This is a genomic window from Amycolatopsis saalfeldensis, assembly GCF_900110575.1.
Taxonomy (GTDB): domain Bacteria; phylum Actinomycetota; class Actinomycetes; order Mycobacteriales; family Pseudonocardiaceae; genus Amycolatopsis; species Amycolatopsis saalfeldensis.
The window spans coordinates 110,939-125,359 of record NZ_FOEF01000007.1; the positions used below are offsets into that span (position 1 = coordinate 110,939).

13 protein-coding genes are annotated in these 14,421 nt (G+C 71.2%); all 13 read left to right on the plus strand.

Annotated features, from left to right (window positions below; genetic code table 11):
• The first annotated feature begins 41 nt into the window (after positions 1-41).
• The 13 genes from BMY97_RS18010 to BMY97_RS48445 all read left to right on the plus strand — a co-directional run bounded on the left by BMY97_RS18010 (position 42) and on the right by BMY97_RS48445 (position 14,381).
• Entirely contained in the window at positions 42-551 is a 510-nt protein-coding gene (locus tag BMY97_RS18010; protein ID WP_091618025.1) for a LeuD/DmdB family oxidoreductase small subunit, read from the plus strand.
• Positions 548-1,828 (plus strand): aconitase/3-isopropylmalate dehydratase large subunit family protein, encoded by a 1,281-nt coding sequence (locus tag BMY97_RS18015; RefSeq protein ID WP_091618026.1) that lies wholly within the window; start codon positions 548-550, stop codon positions 1,826-1,828. Before BMY97_RS18010 ends, BMY97_RS18015 begins: the two co-directional genes overlap by 4 nt.
• The gene (locus BMY97_RS18020) at positions 1,825-3,081 is read left to right on the plus strand and encodes a 3-isopropylmalate dehydratase large subunit (RefSeq protein ID WP_091618027.1); all 1,257 of its coding nucleotides are present in this window, start codon (positions 1,825-1,827) and stop codon (positions 3,079-3,081) included. Before BMY97_RS18015 ends, BMY97_RS18020 begins: the two co-directional genes overlap by 4 nt.
• Positions 3,078-3,575, plus strand: a complete 498-nt coding sequence (locus BMY97_RS18025) for a LeuD/DmdB family oxidoreductase small subunit (RefSeq protein ID WP_091618028.1) — start codon at positions 3,078-3,080, stop codon at positions 3,573-3,575. The genes BMY97_RS18020 and BMY97_RS18025 overlap by 4 nt, the downstream gene beginning before the upstream one ends.
• A 271-nt stretch (positions 3,576-3,846) precedes the next feature.
• On the plus strand, positions 3,847-4,833 hold the full coding sequence (locus BMY97_RS18030) for an ABC transporter substrate-binding protein (protein WP_177231411.1): 987 nt from the start codon (positions 3,847-3,849) through the stop codon (positions 4,831-4,833).
• A 12-nt stretch (positions 4,834-4,845) separates the two neighbouring features.
• Positions 4,846-5,625, plus strand: a complete 780-nt coding sequence (locus tag BMY97_RS18035; RefSeq protein WP_091618030.1) for an ABC transporter ATP-binding protein — start codon at positions 4,846-4,848, stop codon at positions 5,623-5,625.
• Complete coding sequence (locus tag BMY97_RS18040) at positions 5,622-6,449, plus strand: ABC transporter permease (protein ID WP_091618031.1); 828 nt, start codon at positions 5,622-5,624, stop codon at positions 6,447-6,449. Before BMY97_RS18035 ends, BMY97_RS18040 begins: the two co-directional genes overlap by 4 nt.
• Before the next feature lie 4 nt (positions 6,450-6,453).
• Positions 6,454-7,248, plus strand: a complete 795-nt coding sequence (locus BMY97_RS18045; protein WP_091618032.1) for an ABC transporter permease — start codon at positions 6,454-6,456, stop codon at positions 7,246-7,248.
• A gap of 25 nt (positions 7,249-7,273) precedes the next feature.
• A complete protein-coding gene (locus tag BMY97_RS18050; RefSeq protein ID WP_091618033.1) occupies positions 7,274-9,337 on the plus strand; it encodes a hydantoinase/oxoprolinase family protein in 2,064 nt (687 codons plus the stop codon).
• Positions 9,334-11,076, plus strand: a complete 1,743-nt coding sequence (locus BMY97_RS18055) for a hydantoinase B/oxoprolinase family protein (RefSeq protein WP_091618034.1) — start codon at positions 9,334-9,336, stop codon at positions 11,074-11,076. Before BMY97_RS18050 ends, BMY97_RS18055 begins: the two co-directional genes overlap by 4 nt.
• Positions 11,060-12,421, plus strand: a complete 1,362-nt coding sequence (locus BMY97_RS18060) for an MmgE/PrpD family protein (protein WP_091618035.1) — start codon at positions 11,060-11,062, stop codon at positions 12,419-12,421. The genes BMY97_RS18055 and BMY97_RS18060 overlap by 17 nt, the downstream gene beginning before the upstream one ends.
• Positions 12,422-12,477: 56 nt before the next feature.
• Positions 12,478-13,260: a PaaX family transcriptional regulator gene (locus BMY97_RS18065; RefSeq protein WP_091618036.1), complete on the plus strand. Its 783-nt coding sequence runs from the start codon at positions 12,478-12,480 to the stop codon at positions 13,258-13,260.
• A gap of 11 nt (positions 13,261-13,271) precedes the next feature.
• Complete coding sequence (locus tag BMY97_RS48445; RefSeq protein WP_091618037.1) at positions 13,272-14,381, plus strand: amidohydrolase family protein; 1,110 nt, start codon at positions 13,272-13,274, stop codon at positions 14,379-14,381.
• Positions 14,382-14,421 lie beyond the last annotated feature (40 nt).

Genomic DNA, 14,421 nt, shown 5'->3' on the forward strand with positions numbered 1-14,421 from the left:
AAACCGCCGCACACCAACGGAACCACGAGCGGAGATCCCTCATGGGCAATGAACACCGGGTCGGGGGCAAGGTCATCACCTTCGGCGAGAACGTGAACACCGACGTCATCATCCCCGGCCGCTACCTCGTGAGCATCGACCCGGCCGAGCTGGCCGAGCACGCCTTCGAGCCGCTGGGGCTCCAGACGCAACAACGGCTGCGGGCGAGCGACGTCGTCGTCGCCGGCCGCAACTTCGGCTGCGGCAGCGCGCGGGAGCAGGCCGCCACCTGCCTGATCGGCGCCGGGATCAAGGCGGTCGTCGCGGCCTCCTTCTCCCGCGTCTTCTTCCGCAACGCCATCAACACCGGGCTCGTCGCGGTCGAATCGCCCGCCGCGGCCGAGGCCGCCACCGACGGCGGCGAGATGTGGGTCGACTACGACGCGGGCACGGTCGAGGCGGGCGGGCAGACCTTCCCGTTCAGCCCGTACCCGCGGGTGCTGCGGGAGATCATGGCCGACGGCGGCCTGATCCCGCACCTGATGGCGAGCTTCGCGGGAGGAAAACAGTGACCGCCAAGACCTTCGCGCAGAAGGCGATCGAACGCGCGTCCGGGGTCGCCGGCCTCGTGCCGGGCCAGATCGTCGACGCGTTCCCCGACCTGTACATGAGCCACACCGCGAGCTGGCGGTGCATCCGCACGCTGGAGAAGATGGGCGTCGAGCAGCTCTACGACGTCGGCCGCGTGGCCATGGTGATGGACCACCTCTCCCCCGCCATGAACGCGAAGACGGCCGCGGACCACGCGCTGTGCCGCGAGTTCGCGCAGAAGATGGGCGTGAAGAACTTCTTCGACGTCAACAGCGGCATCGCGCACATCGTGCTCATGGAGCACGGACTCGTGCGGCCCGGCCGGTTCATCATCGGCACCGACTCGCACTCCACGATCTACGGCGCGCTGGGCGCGTTCGGCACCGGCGTCGGGTTCAGCGAGATCACCGCCGCGTGGGTCACCGGCAAGCTGTGGGTCAAGGTGCCCGAGTCGGTGCGGATCGTGATCGACGGCGACCTCGCCCCGGGCGTCTACGCCAAGGACGTCATGCTCAAGCTCATCGGCGACCTCGGTGCCGACGGCCTGACCTACGAGTCGGCCGAGTTCTCCGGCTCCTACGTCGAGGGCATGTCCGTGTCCGAACGCATGACGTTCTGCAACCTGGCGATGGAGATGGGCGCGAAGAACGCCTTCGTCGCCCCGGACGACACCACGCTCGCCTACCTCGACGAGGCCGGGGTGCCGCGCGACGAGCTGGACATCCTGCTGCCCGACGAGGGTGCGGCCTACCGCGCCACCGTGCGGCTCGACGGGCGCACGCTCGCCCCGCAGATCTCGGTGCCGCACACGGTCGACAACGTCGTGGGCGTCGGCGACGTCGCCGGCACGAAGCTCGACCAGGTGTTCATCGGCTCCTGCGCCAACGCCAAGTACGACGACCTCGTGATCGCGGCCGACGTGCTCGCCGGCCACCGCGTGGCGCCGGGCCTGCGGCTGATCGTCACGCCCGCGTCGGCGAAGATCATGGCGCAGGCTTCGGACAGCGGTGTGCTCACGAAGCTCATCCAGGCCGGCGCGATGATCACCAACCCCGGCTGCGGCGCGTGCGCGGGCAGCGGCGGGGCGATGGCCGACGGCGAGACCACGCTCTCGACCGCGAACCGCAACTTCCAGGGCCGCATGGGCAGCTACGACTCGAAGATCTTCCTGTCGAGCCCGGCCACCGCGGCGGCGTCGGCCATCCGCGGCGTGATCACGGATCCGCGGGAGATCCTGGCGGAGGCGGTGGTCGCGTGAACCTCGTCGAGAAGATCCTCGCCCGCGCCAGCGGCCGCGAGTCCGTGGCGCCCGGCGAGATCGTCGTGGCCAAAGTGGACCGGCTGATCATGCACGACCTGTCCGGGTACCTGACCTCGCAGGTGTACGAGAAGCGCGTGAACGTGCCCATCCCGGACCCCGAGCGGGCCGTGCTGGTGTTCGACCACCACTTCGCGCCACCGACCGAGCAGCAGGCGGAAGTGCTGCAGCACAATCGCCGGTGGGCCCGCAAGCACGGACTGAAGCTCTACGACTGCGGCAACGGCAACCTGCACCACGCCGTGGTCCGCAACGGGCACATCAAGCCGGGCATGATCGTGGTCGGCTCGGACAGCCACACGCCGGTGCACGGCACGATGGGCGCGCTCGCGGTGGCGCTCGGCAACGACTCCCACGCCGGAACCGTGCTGCCGTATGGCAAAGCGTGGTTCAAGGTGCCGGAGACGACCCGGGTCCACCTCGAAGGCACGCCGAAGCCCGGCGTCACGCCGCGTGACATCGCGCTGTGGCTGGTCGGGCGCATCGGCGAGGGCGAGCTGAACTACCGGGCCGTGGAGTTCGGCGGCCCGTACGTGCGCGGACTGTCCTTCTGGGACCGTTGGCTGTTCCCGCTGCTGTGCGTGGACCTCGGCGCCAAGTGCAGCTTCGTCGAGCCGGACGAGGTGACCGAGGCGTTCGTGCGCACGCTGCCCGGCGGAGACCCCGGTCTCCTGGTGCACGGCGACGGCAAGGAAGCCGCGCAGGTGCTGCGCTTCGACGTCGGCGAGGCAGAACCGCAGGTCGCCTGCCCGCCGACCGTCGGCAACGTCAAGCCGGTCGCGGAAGTCGCCGGCACGCCGGTGCAGTACGCGGAGCTGGGCGGCCACGGCGGCGGCCGGCTGGAGGACTTCCGGGCGGCCGCCCGGGTGCTGGCCGGGCAACGGGTGCACCCGGACACGCGGTTCCACCTCGTGCCCTCGAGCCGGGAAGTGTTCGCGGAGGCGGCGCGCGAGGGGCTGGTGCTCGCGCTGCACGAGGCCGGGGCCACCTGGTTCCCGCCCAGCACGGGCTCGAACCAGGCGTACAACATGGGCGCGATGGCGTCGGACGAGGCGATGATCTCCACCCACGCCCGGAACTTCCCCGGCCGCAACGGCAGCCCGGACGCGTCGATGTACCTGGCGTCCTCGGAAACCGTCGCCGCCTCGGCCGTCGCGGGGGTCATCGCGAGTCCTGAAGGAGGGAACGCGTGAAGTTCGAGGGCCGCTGCTGGCGGTTCGGGGACAACATCCCGACCGACCGGCTCGTGAAGACCCAGTACGTGTTCGAGCCGATGGAAGTGCTCGCGCAGCACGTGCTCGAAGACCTCAACCCGGAGTTTCCGAAACAGGTGCGGCCCGGTGACATCGTGTTCGCCGGCAAGCACTTCGGGCAGTCCTCGGGCCGCGCGATCGCGACGAAGGCGTTGCAGGCCACGGGAATCGGGTGCGTGGTCGCGGAGACGTTCGCCCGGACGTTCTACCGCAACTGCTTCGAGGTCGGCCTGCCGGCGCTCGAAGCCGGGCTGAACCCCGGCTTCGCGGCCGACGGCGACCGCGTGCGCGTGGACCTGGCCACCGGTGAGTTCACCAACCTGACCACGCAGACGACGATCCGCGGTGCGGCCGCCGACCCGTTCCTCGTCGACATGCTCGAAGCCGGCGGGCTGATCAGCTTCGCGAAGAACCGGCCGGAGGTGTTCCGCTAGCACGGGCGTGAACGGTGAAACCCCCTGGCGGGCAAGGACTTCGCGTCCGCCGGGGGTTTCGTCGCGCCCACGGTCCGGGCCGGAAATCCCCCGCCAAACGATGTTTCTCAACTTCTTGACGCGCGTCGAGATCGAGAGTCACACTGACCGGAGCACAAAGAGGTGCCCCTCCCGATGCTTCTCATGGTCGACACCTCGCCCGATGCCCGACCGAGGCGGCAAGTCTCCCCCGCGTCCCGGTCTCCCCCTGGACACAATCGAGGTCTCCCCCGTGCCATGGAAAACCCTCCGCCGGACCCGGCTCGTGTTACCGGCGCTCGCTCTCGCCCTCGTCGCCACCGCCTGCGGCCCGGGTGGTGGTGGCGCCTCGGGCGGCGACACGATCACCCTCGGCCTGCCGGTCCAGGCCACCACGCTCGCGCCGGTCTACCTGGCCGACGACCTGAACCTCTGGAAGCAGCACGGCCTCACCGTCAAACCCGTTACGTTCAAGGGTGACGCCGAACTCGCCAAGGCCGTGCTGTCCGGCGACGTCGACGTCGCGGTCGGCTCGCTCACCGGGCCCCTCACCGCCGAGGAAGCCGGCCAGGATGTGAAGGTCATCTACGGCGGCTTCGACATGACGGCGTTCGCCTGGTACGCCGTGCCCGAGATCCACACCGTGGCGCAGGGCAAGGGAAAGAACTGGGGCGTGACGACGATCGGCTCGTCCACCGACCTGCTCACCCGCTTCGCCGCGGCGAAGGCCGGCCTGGACCCCGAGAAGGACATCAAGGTCGTGCAGGGCGGTGCCTCGGCGGCGCGCCTGGCGGCCATGAAGGCGGGCCAGCTGCAGGCCAACATCTTCACCGAGCCGCAGACCGTCTACGCGCAGAAAGAGGGCTACAACAAGATCCTCGACCTCGCCGACCTCGTCGACAGCTACCCGATGCACGTCACGTGGGGCAAGCCGGGCTTCGTCAACGACAACCCTGACCGTGCCAAGAAGTTCGTCGACACGCTGTCGCAGGCCATGAAGATGACCAAGGACCAGCCCGGCGACGCGGTGAAGTCGATCGCGAAGAACCTCAAGATCAGCACCGGCGACGCGCAGGCCAGCCTGGCGGAGTGGATCGACCAGCTCTACCCCGACGGCCGCATGCCCTCGGCGAAGGCGATGGACGACTTCTGGCAGATGGGCCTGCAGGGCAAGGTGTTCGCGAAACGCCTGCCCGACTCCCAGTGGCTCGACACCCGCTTCCTGCCCAAGACCAGCTGAGCGGAGCACGAGATGGCAGACATCACCTTCGACCGGGTGCGGATCTCCTACGCCGGCAAGGACGAGCCGTTCGTCGCGGTGGACGGGTTCGAGGCGCACGTGCGCGACGGCGAGTTCGTGACGATCGTGGGCGCCAGCGGCTGCGGCAAGAGCAGCGTGCTGCTGGCGGCCGACGGGCTGCTGCGGCCGTCGGCCGGGCAGATCCGCATCGGCGGCCAGGTCGTGGCCAAACCCGGCCCCGACCGGGGAGTCGTGTTCCAGGACGCGTCGCTCCTGCCGTGGCGCACGATCCTCGCGAACGTCGCGTTCGGACTCGAGATGCAAGGCGTCGGGAAGGCCGCGCGGCTGGAGCGGGCCCGGCACTTCATCGAGCTGGTCGGCCTGGCCGGGCGGGAGCAGGCCCATCCGCACCAGCTCTCGGGCGGCATGCGCCAGCGCGTCGGCATTGCCCGCGCACTGGCCACCGACCCCGAGGTGCTGCTGATGGACGAGCCGTTCGGCGCGCTCGACGCGCAGACGCGCGAGCTGATGGCCACCGAGCTGCTGCGGATCTGGGACCTGGACCGGAAAACGGTGCTGTTCGTGACCCACGGCATCGACGAGGCGGTGTTCCTCGCCGACCGCGTGCTCGTGATGGGCGGCAGCCCGAGCCGGGTGGCCGAGGTGATGGAGATCGACCTGCCGCGCCCGCGTGACGCCGCGGTGCGGGCGAGCGAGGCGTTCGGCAAGTACCGCGCGCACCTGGCCGGTCTGCTCTTCGGAGCGGACGCCGCGGCACCGGTGACGCCATGACCCAGGGGCTCCGGATGCGACCGTCCCATGTGGACGTCAAATCGCCACCGCACCGCGCGGTCGGGCTGCGCTCGCTTCCCGCGGTGCGCGCCCGGTTCGCGGCCGGCAGTGTGCTCGTGGTGCTCGCGCTGTGGCAGCTGGCCGGGCAGACGGGCCTGGTCGACGTGCAGTTCACCAGCACCCCGGCGGCGATCGCGAGTGCGGGCGGCGACCTCCTGGGCTCGGGTGAGCTGTGGGCGAACGCGCAGACGACGCTCGTCGAGTTCTTCGCCGGGTTCCTGCTCGCCGTCGTGGCCGGCGTGCCGGTGGGCATGCTGATGGGCTGGAAGCTGCGGATCCGGCAGACGCTGGAGCCGGCGCTCGTCGCGCTCTACGTGACGCCGTCGCTGGCGCTGCTGCCGCTCGTGGTGCTCGCGCTGGGCATCGGTGAGGCGTCGAAGATCGCGATGGTGTTCCTCGAGGCCGTGATCACGATCGCGGTGAACGCCATGGCCGGCATCCGCGAGACGGACCCGAAGCTCGTGCAGGCGGCCCGCGCGTTCTGCGCGAGCGAGGGTGCGATGTTCGGCAAGATCCTCTTTCCCAGCGCGCTGCCGACGATCATGGCCGGGCTGCGCCTGGGCGCCGGGCGCGGCGTGATCGCGGTGATCGTGGCCGAGCTGTACGGCGGCACCGACGGCGTGGGCCAGCTGATCTCCACCTACGGCCAGAACTTCGACGTCGCCCCGCTGCTGTTCCTGACCCTGGTGGTCGGGATCTTCGGGTACGCCGTGACCGCGCTGCTGCGGGTGCTCGGCACTGCCGCCACGTCTTGGGAGAGGTGACCCGATGACCACCACTGTCAGTCCCCGGAAGCGGGTGCCGGAGAGGGCCATGCCGATCGTGCTCGGCGGCGGTTTCCTCGTGCTGGCCGCGATCCTGTGGCAGATCGCCGCGTGGGCCGGCCTCGTGAACCCGTTCCTCACGTCCTCGCCCGTGCTCATCGCGGGCTCGCTCGGCGACCAGATCGGCTCGGGCCTGCTGCTGCGCAGCCTCGGCACGAGCGCGCTGGAGCTGGTGATCGGCTTCGGGATGGCGGCTGCCGCCGGCGTCGCGGTCGGACTGCTGATGGGCCGTTACCGCTACGTCGACTATGTCGTCGAGCCGTACGTGTGGCTGCTCTACTCCGCCCCGATCGTGGCCCTGTTCCCCTTGCTGGTGCTGATGTTCGGCCTCGGCAGCCCGGCCGTCGTGGCCATCGCGTTCCTGATGTCGGTGATCCCGGTGATCGTCAACTCCGCCCAGGGCGTGCGCAACGTCGACGAGAAGCTGATCCGCACCGCCGTGTCGTTCGGCGCGGACGAGACCGCGTTGCTGCGCAAGGTGATCCTGCCCGCGTCGGTGCCGACGGTGATGGCCGGGCTGCGCCTGGGCGTGGGCCGCGGGCTCGTCGGCGTGGTCGTGGGCGAGTTCTTCGCGGGCGACGGCGGGATCGGTTACGACATCAGCTTCTTCGCCGGCCACCTCGGCACCACGGAGGTGCTCGCGTCGGTGTTCGTCGTGATCGTGGCCGGCCTCCTGCTCAACGCGGGCGCCCGCAAGCTCGAATCCCTCGCCGACTCCTGGCGCACCGAACTCCCCTGACCGCTTTCGCAGAAGGAGGCACCCCGTGAAGCAGATCGCCGCCGACATCGGCGGGACGTTCACCGACTTGACCGCCGTGGACTCCCGCGGCGTCTTCAGCACCGCCAAGACCCTGACCACCCCGCACGACCACGCCGAGGGTGTGCTCGACGGGCTCGACAAGCTCGGCGCCGACCTGCCCGGCACCGAGCTGTTCCTGCACGGGTCCACCATCGCGATCAACACCGTGCTGCAGCGCGCCGGCGCCGCCACCGCGCTGATCACCACCGAGGGCTTCCGCGACGTCTACGAGATCGGGCGCGGCAACCGGTCCGAGCCGTACAACCTGTTCTTCGGCAAGCCCGACCCGCTGGTGCCGCGACGGCTGCGGCGCGAGGTGCGCGAGCGCGTGCTCGTGGACGGCAGCGTGCGCACGCCTCTGGACGTCACGGCCGCGCGGGAGCTGATCACCGAGCTGAAGTCGTCGGGTGTCCAGTCGGTGGCCGTCTGCCTGCTGCACGCGTACGCCAACCCCGAGCACGAGCTCGAGCTGGGCCGGCTGTTCACCGAGCTGTGGCCCGAGGCGTACGTGACGCTGTCGCACCAGATCATGCGCGAATACCGCGAGTACGAACGCACGTCGACCGCGGTGCTCAACTCCTACGTCGGCCCCGTCGTGTCGCGCTACCTCGACTCGCTGACCACGCGCCTGGAGGCCCGGGGCTTCCGCGGCCGGCTGCTGATCATGCAGTCCAACGGCGGCATCATGTCCGTGGAGACCGCGCGGCAGAGCCCGGTGCGCATGATGGAGTCCGGTCCGGTCGCGGGGGTCATCGGCGCGTCGGCGCTGGCGGCCGGGCTCGACCTGCCGCGGCTGATCTCGTTCGACATGGGCGGCACCACGGCCAAGACCAGCCTGGTCAAGGACGGCCAGGTCGACATCAGCCCGGGTTACTTCATCGGCGGGTACGCGACCGGGCACCCGATGGCGCTGCCGGTGGTCAACATCGTCGAGGTCGGCTCGGGCGGCGGCAGCATCGCGTGGGTCGACCCGGCGGGCGCGCTCAAGGTCGGCCCCGTCAGCGCCGGCGCGGCGCCCGGCCCCGCGTGTTACGGCCGCGGCGGCGACCGCCCGACGGTGACCGACGCGAACCTCGTGCTCGGCCGGCTCGGCGCGAGCCGGTTCCTCGGCGGCGAGATGCCGCTGGACCGCGCGGCCGCCGAAGCCGCGATCACGACGCACGTCGCCGAGCCGCTGGGCCTCGACCTGCTGGCCGCCGCGCGCGGGATCGTGACGATCGCCGACGCGCAGATGTCGCTGGCCGTGCGCGCGGTTTCGGTGGAGAAGGGCGAGGACCCGCGCACGTTCGCACTCGTCGCGACGGGTGGCGCCGGGCCGCTGCACGCCGTGTCGATCGCCCGTGAGCTCAGGATCGGCACGGTGGTGGTCCCCGTGCTGCCCGGGCAGTTCTCGGCCAAGGGCATGCTCTACTCCGAGGTGCGCCACGACCTCACGCGCACGCACCTGGCGAGGTTCGAACCGTCCACAGTGGAGCAGTACGCGATCACGCTCAAGGCGCTCGGCGCCGAGGCGTGGGCCCGGCTGCGGGCCGACGTCGGCGAGCCGGCGACCGCGCCCGTGCTTCAGCACTTCCTCGAACTGCGTTACCAGGGCCAGGAGTTCACGATCCCGGTGCCGGTGCCAGAAGAGGGACTGTCCACTTCGAACCACGCGGCCGTGCGCGCGCTCTACGACGAAATGCACGACCGCCTGTACGGGCACCACGCGGCGGACGAGACAGTGGAGGCCGTCGGCGTCCGCACGGTGATCTCGCTGCCGCTCGAAACGGCCGCGGGCACCGCGGCCGAGGTCGAGACCGCGGCCGGAGACCCGGAACCCGTCGAGCGCCGGCCCGTGGTGCTGCACGGCGGCGGCCCGGAACCCGTGTCCTGTCCCGTTTACGACCGCGAGGCGCTGCGGCCCGGCCACCGGATCACCGGTCCCGCCGTGGTGCAGGAAGCCACCTCCTCGGTCGTGTTCTATGCCGGCGACGTGCTGACCGTCGCCGCCGACCTGTCACTCGTCGTCTCCGTGGGGAGCCCCGCATGACCATCGACCCCGTCACGCTCGAAGTGGTCCGCTGCGCGCTCGTGGCGTACTCCGACGAGATGGCCACCGCGTTGCGCCGCGCCGCCTACAACCCGATGATCTTCGAGGTCCAGGACTACTGCGTGGGCCTGGTGGACACCGAGGGCGAGCTGATCGCCCAGAACCTCGGCGGCCTGCCGATCTTCCTGGCCGACCTCGGCGTCTCGGTGGCCGACGGCATCGAGCGCCATGGCATCGAGGGCTTCGAACCCGGCGACGCGCTGGTGATGAACTACCCGTACGTCGCGGGCCAGCACCTCAACAACGTGGTGGTCTACACGCCGATCTTCGTCGACGGCAAGGTGGTGGCGTTCCCCGCGGTGCGCGCCCACTGGGTCGACATCGGCGGCTCGCGCATCGGCTTCGGGTCCACCGCCACCACCGACATCTACTCCGAGGGCCTGCAGCTGCGCTCGATCAAGGTGATGAAAGCCGGCGAGTGGGACGCCGACGTGATGCAGATCCTCAAGGACAACATCCGCATCCCCGAATCGTCGCTGGGCGACCTGCGCGCGGCCATCGCGGCCTGCCGCCTCGGGGAGCGGCGCATCGCCGAGCTGTGCGAGCGCTACGGCCTCGACACGGTGACGGCCTGCATCACCGAGATGCGCGACCAGTCCGAACGCCTGTCGCGCCACGCGGTCGCGCAGATGGCCGACGGCGAGTACACGGCGTCGGCGTGGATGGACAACGACGGGCAGGACCTCGACCAGCGCATCACGCTCGACCTCAAGGTGATCGTGCGGGGCGAAGAGCTCACGATCGACTTCTCCGAGATCAACGAGCAGGTCAAGGGCCCGCTCAACTCCGGCAAGTCGGGTGGGGTCGCGGCGGCGCGGGTGGCGTTCAAGATGCTGACGCTGCCGACGCACCCGGTCGACGAGGGGTCCTTCCGCAACCTGCACGTGGTGCTGCCGGAAGGCAAGCTGCTCAACGCGAAGTCGCCGGCCGCGCTGGGCCAGTGGAGCATTTCGCTGCCGACGGTGGTCGACACGATCATCCGGGCGCTGGCCGACGCGTTGCCCGACCAGGTGCCGGCCGCGCACAAGGGCGACATGTCCGGGTTCACCTTCCACGGCATCGACGAGAAGACCGGCTCGCGCTTCGTGTGCCTGAACATCAACGGCGGTGGCTGGGGCGGGCGTCCGGTCGGCGACGGGCCCAGCGCGTGCGTCTCGGTGTGCCAGGGCGACGTGCGCAACATCCCCATCGAGATCCAGGAAGCGCGCTACCCCTTGGTGTTCACGCGTCACGAGCTGCGCGCCGACAGCGGCGGCGCGGGCCGGCACCGCGGCGGGCTGGGCCTGGAGATCGACGTGGAGCCGCAGCAGGCGATGTTCACCAACATCGCCAACGAGCGCACGACCTGCCCGCCGTGGGGCCTGCGCGGCGGCCACGCCGGCGCGGTGAACGACACGATCGTCACGCAGCCGGGCGGGCAGCCGGAGCACGTGAAGAAGCACACCGGGCTGGCGTTGCGGGCGGGGTCGAAGGTCACCTTCCGCACGGCGGGCGGCGGGGGCTGGGGTTCGCCGTCGGAGCGGCCGGCCGCGGACGTGGCCGAGGACGTGCGCGACGGCTTCGTGACAGCCGAGGCCGCGCGTGAGCTGTACTGCGTCGTGCTCACGGCCGACGGGCAGGTGGACGCGCCGGCGACCGGCCGGATCAGGGCCACGCAGGCAGATGTCGCTCGTCGCTGAACTCGCCGCGCGGGCGCACTCGGTCGGCTCCCGGCCGGTGCCGCCCGCGATCCGGGCGGCCGCCCGCGCCCACCTGACCGACGCCGTCGGTGCCCTGATCGCCGGCCACACCACGCTGGCCGGGGTCGCGCGGACCGTCTCGGCGGGCTACGGCGACACTCGGCGGACCGCGTTCCTCGGCGGGGTGTACGCCCACGGCTGGGAAACGGGCGACATCCACCGCGGTTCGGTGCTGTGCCCGGGATGTGTGGTGCTGCCGGCGACCCTGGCGGTGCTGCCCGCGAACGCTTCCTCGGACGGTTACGAGCGGGCGTTCCTGGCCGGTTACGAGGTGGCGCTGGCCGCGGCGGCCGCGATCGGGGGTGAGCGGCTGATCCGGCGGGGCTGGTGGCCGACGGCTCTGCTGGCCCCGCTCGGCGGCGCGGCCGCGGCCTCCGTGCTGCTCGGCCGCCCGCCCGCCGTGACCGCGTCGGCGATCGCGCTGGCCGCGCAGCACGCGGGCGGGTCGATCGCGGGCGCGACGGACCAGGCGGACGGCAAGTACCTGCTGGCCGGGTTCGCGGCCGAACGCGCGGTCACCGCGTTCCTCGCGGCCGACTCCGGCTGGACGGGCCCGCTCGACATCCTCGACGACCCGCGCTCGCCCCTGCGTCGTTCGGAAGGCCGCTCGGAAGGCGCGCTGCCGGAGGCGTTCCTGCTGCCGGAGACGAGCCTGAAACCACACGCCGGGGCGAAACACCTGCAGGGGGCCATCGACGCGGTGCTGTCGCTGCGTCCTCCGGAGGGCTGGCCCCGCTCGTCGGTGCGGCGGCTGAGGTGCCTGCTGCCGGCGCAGCTGGCCGGGATCGTCGACCGGCCGCCACCGTTCGGCTCGGCGTTGAGCGCGCTGGGCAGCGCCCAGTTCGTGCTGGCCGTCTCGGCGCTGCGGGGGCACTGCACGCCCTGGGACTTCGACGACGGCGCCCTGAGCGACGAGGCCGTGCTGGAGCTGGCGCGGGTCGTCGAGGTCCGGTCGGCCGACGACCTCACGGCCGCGTATCCCGCCAAATGGGGCGCGAGGGTGGAGGTCGCCACTGCGTCGGGGGCAGTCTCGGCGGATCGGCTCGACGCGCGGGGCGACCCGGGGAACCCGTTGCCGGACCACGAGATCGTCGGCAAGTTCACCACGCTGGCCGCGCGGGAGCTGGGTCCGGTGCGGGCGCGAGAGGTCGCGGAGTCGTTGCTGGGCCCGGATCCCTCGACGGTGCCGGTGCTGCGCGAGCACGTGCTGCCGTTGCTCGGGGGTAGTTTCGGCAGATCACCGGAGAACGCCGCGGCGGGCGTGAGAACAGGGGGCTCGTCCTGACCACCGACCGACCCGCACCCGACCTGAGCCGCGCGCCGACGCCGCAGACGGTGCTGATGACGATGCTCGGCCGCTACTGCCTCGAGGAGAACCCCGAGATCGCGACCGCCGGGTACATCGACGTGCTCGCGCGGATCGGCGTGTCCGCGCACGCCACGCGGCTCACCGTGTCGCGGATGACCGAGCGCGGCCTGCTGGAGCGTTCCCGGCAGGGTCGCGCGGCGTACTTCCGCGCGTCGGAGGTCGGGCTGCGGGTGGTGCGCGTGCAGCAGCAGCGGACGTTCCACGACACCGGCGAGGAGCCGCAACCGCCCGGGGCCTGGACGGTCCTGTGCTTCTCGCTGCCGGAGACGCACCGCAAGGAACGCCACCTGCTACGGCGCAGCCTGGCGTGGGAGAGCTTCGGCCTGCTTCGCGACGGCGTCTGGCTCGCGCCGGGCGAGCGCGATGTGTCGGCGATCCTCGCGCAACTGCCCGGAGCGGGCGTCGACCAGCACGTGGAGGTGTTCACGGCGTACCCGAAGTTCGAGGACGTGCCGGGGATGATCTCGCGCACCTGGCACCTCGACGAGCTGGCCGAGCGCTACCACCGGTTCCTGCGGTCCTGGGACGTGCCCGACCCGGTGCCCGAGGCGCTCGACGACCTGGGCCGCGACCTGATCCTGGCGTCGGCCTGGCGCCAGCTGCTGCGCGAGACCCCGCGCCTGCCCGCCGGGCACCTCCCGGACGGCTGGCCCGCCGCGCGCTGCCACGAACTGTTCCGCACCCTGCACGAGAGCTACCGACCCGATGCCGACCGCCGTTTCGCCGGCATCCTCGCCGAACACCGGATGAGCTGAGGAGAATTCCGATGCGCGTGGTGGACACCCACTTCCACTGGTTCCCCCGGTCCCACTTCGAAACCATGGCGGGCCGCGGCTCGTTCCCGCGCACCGAACGCGTGGGCGAGGGCTACCGGTACCTGTACAACGAAGGCCGCGGCTTCATCCCCCTGCCGCCCGTCTGGTTCGATCTCGACGCGGGCCTCGCGGCGGCAGCCGACGCCACCGGCCCCGACACCGTGGTGGTCTGCACCACCGGCGTGCTGGCGGGCATGCTCGACCAGATGCCGGCGGACGAAGCGCTGGACGAGGCGTACGCGTACAACGAGGAAATCGCCCGTGCGCAACGCCTCCACCCGGGCCGGTTCTTCGGCACGGCCGCGATCCCGTTGCAGGACACGGCTACCGCGGTGAAAGTGCTCGACCACGCGGTGGGCTCGCTCGGCTTGCGCGGGGTGAACCTGCCTTCGATGATCGGCGCGGAAACCGTCGACGCGGAGCGGCTGGAGCCGTTCTACGCGCGGGTCGCGGAGCTCGACGTCCCGCTCATCGTCCACCCGACGGACCTCGCCTTCAACGAGGTCCTCACCGGTTACGCCGACGGCATCCAGCGCTCGATCGGCCGCCTCCTCGACTCCAGCGTCACCGTGCTGCGCCTCGTCTTCAGCGGCATCATGGAACGCCACCCCACGCTGCGCGTCGTCCAGACCCACGCCGGCGGCCTGCTCCCCTACCAGGCCGGCCGCATCGACAAGAACGCCCGCATCGAAGGCCTCGCCCGGCCGCCTTCGCACTATCTCAAGCGCGTCTTCGTCGACACCGTCGCGCCCCAGTCGCTGACCATCCGCACGGCCCTGGAGTACTACGGCCCCGACAACATCCTCTACGGCACCGACCACCCGTGCTGGAGCCCCCACGCGGCCGTTTCCGTCCTGGCCGAGTCGGGCCTGTCCGAGGAGGTGCGCACGAAGATCTACTCGACGAACGCGGAGTCGGCCTTCCGGCTCACCGGTCCAGCAGGGCACGCACCGTCGCGGCTTCGTGGGCGCCGATCCGGGACAGGTCCTCCCACGCCTTTTCCCACGCCGCCCGGGCGCCCGCCGGATCGCCCGCCGCGGCCAGGTGGCGGCCCAGGCTGAGCCGGGACTTTCCGCGCCACCGGGGATCGCCGGAGCCGGC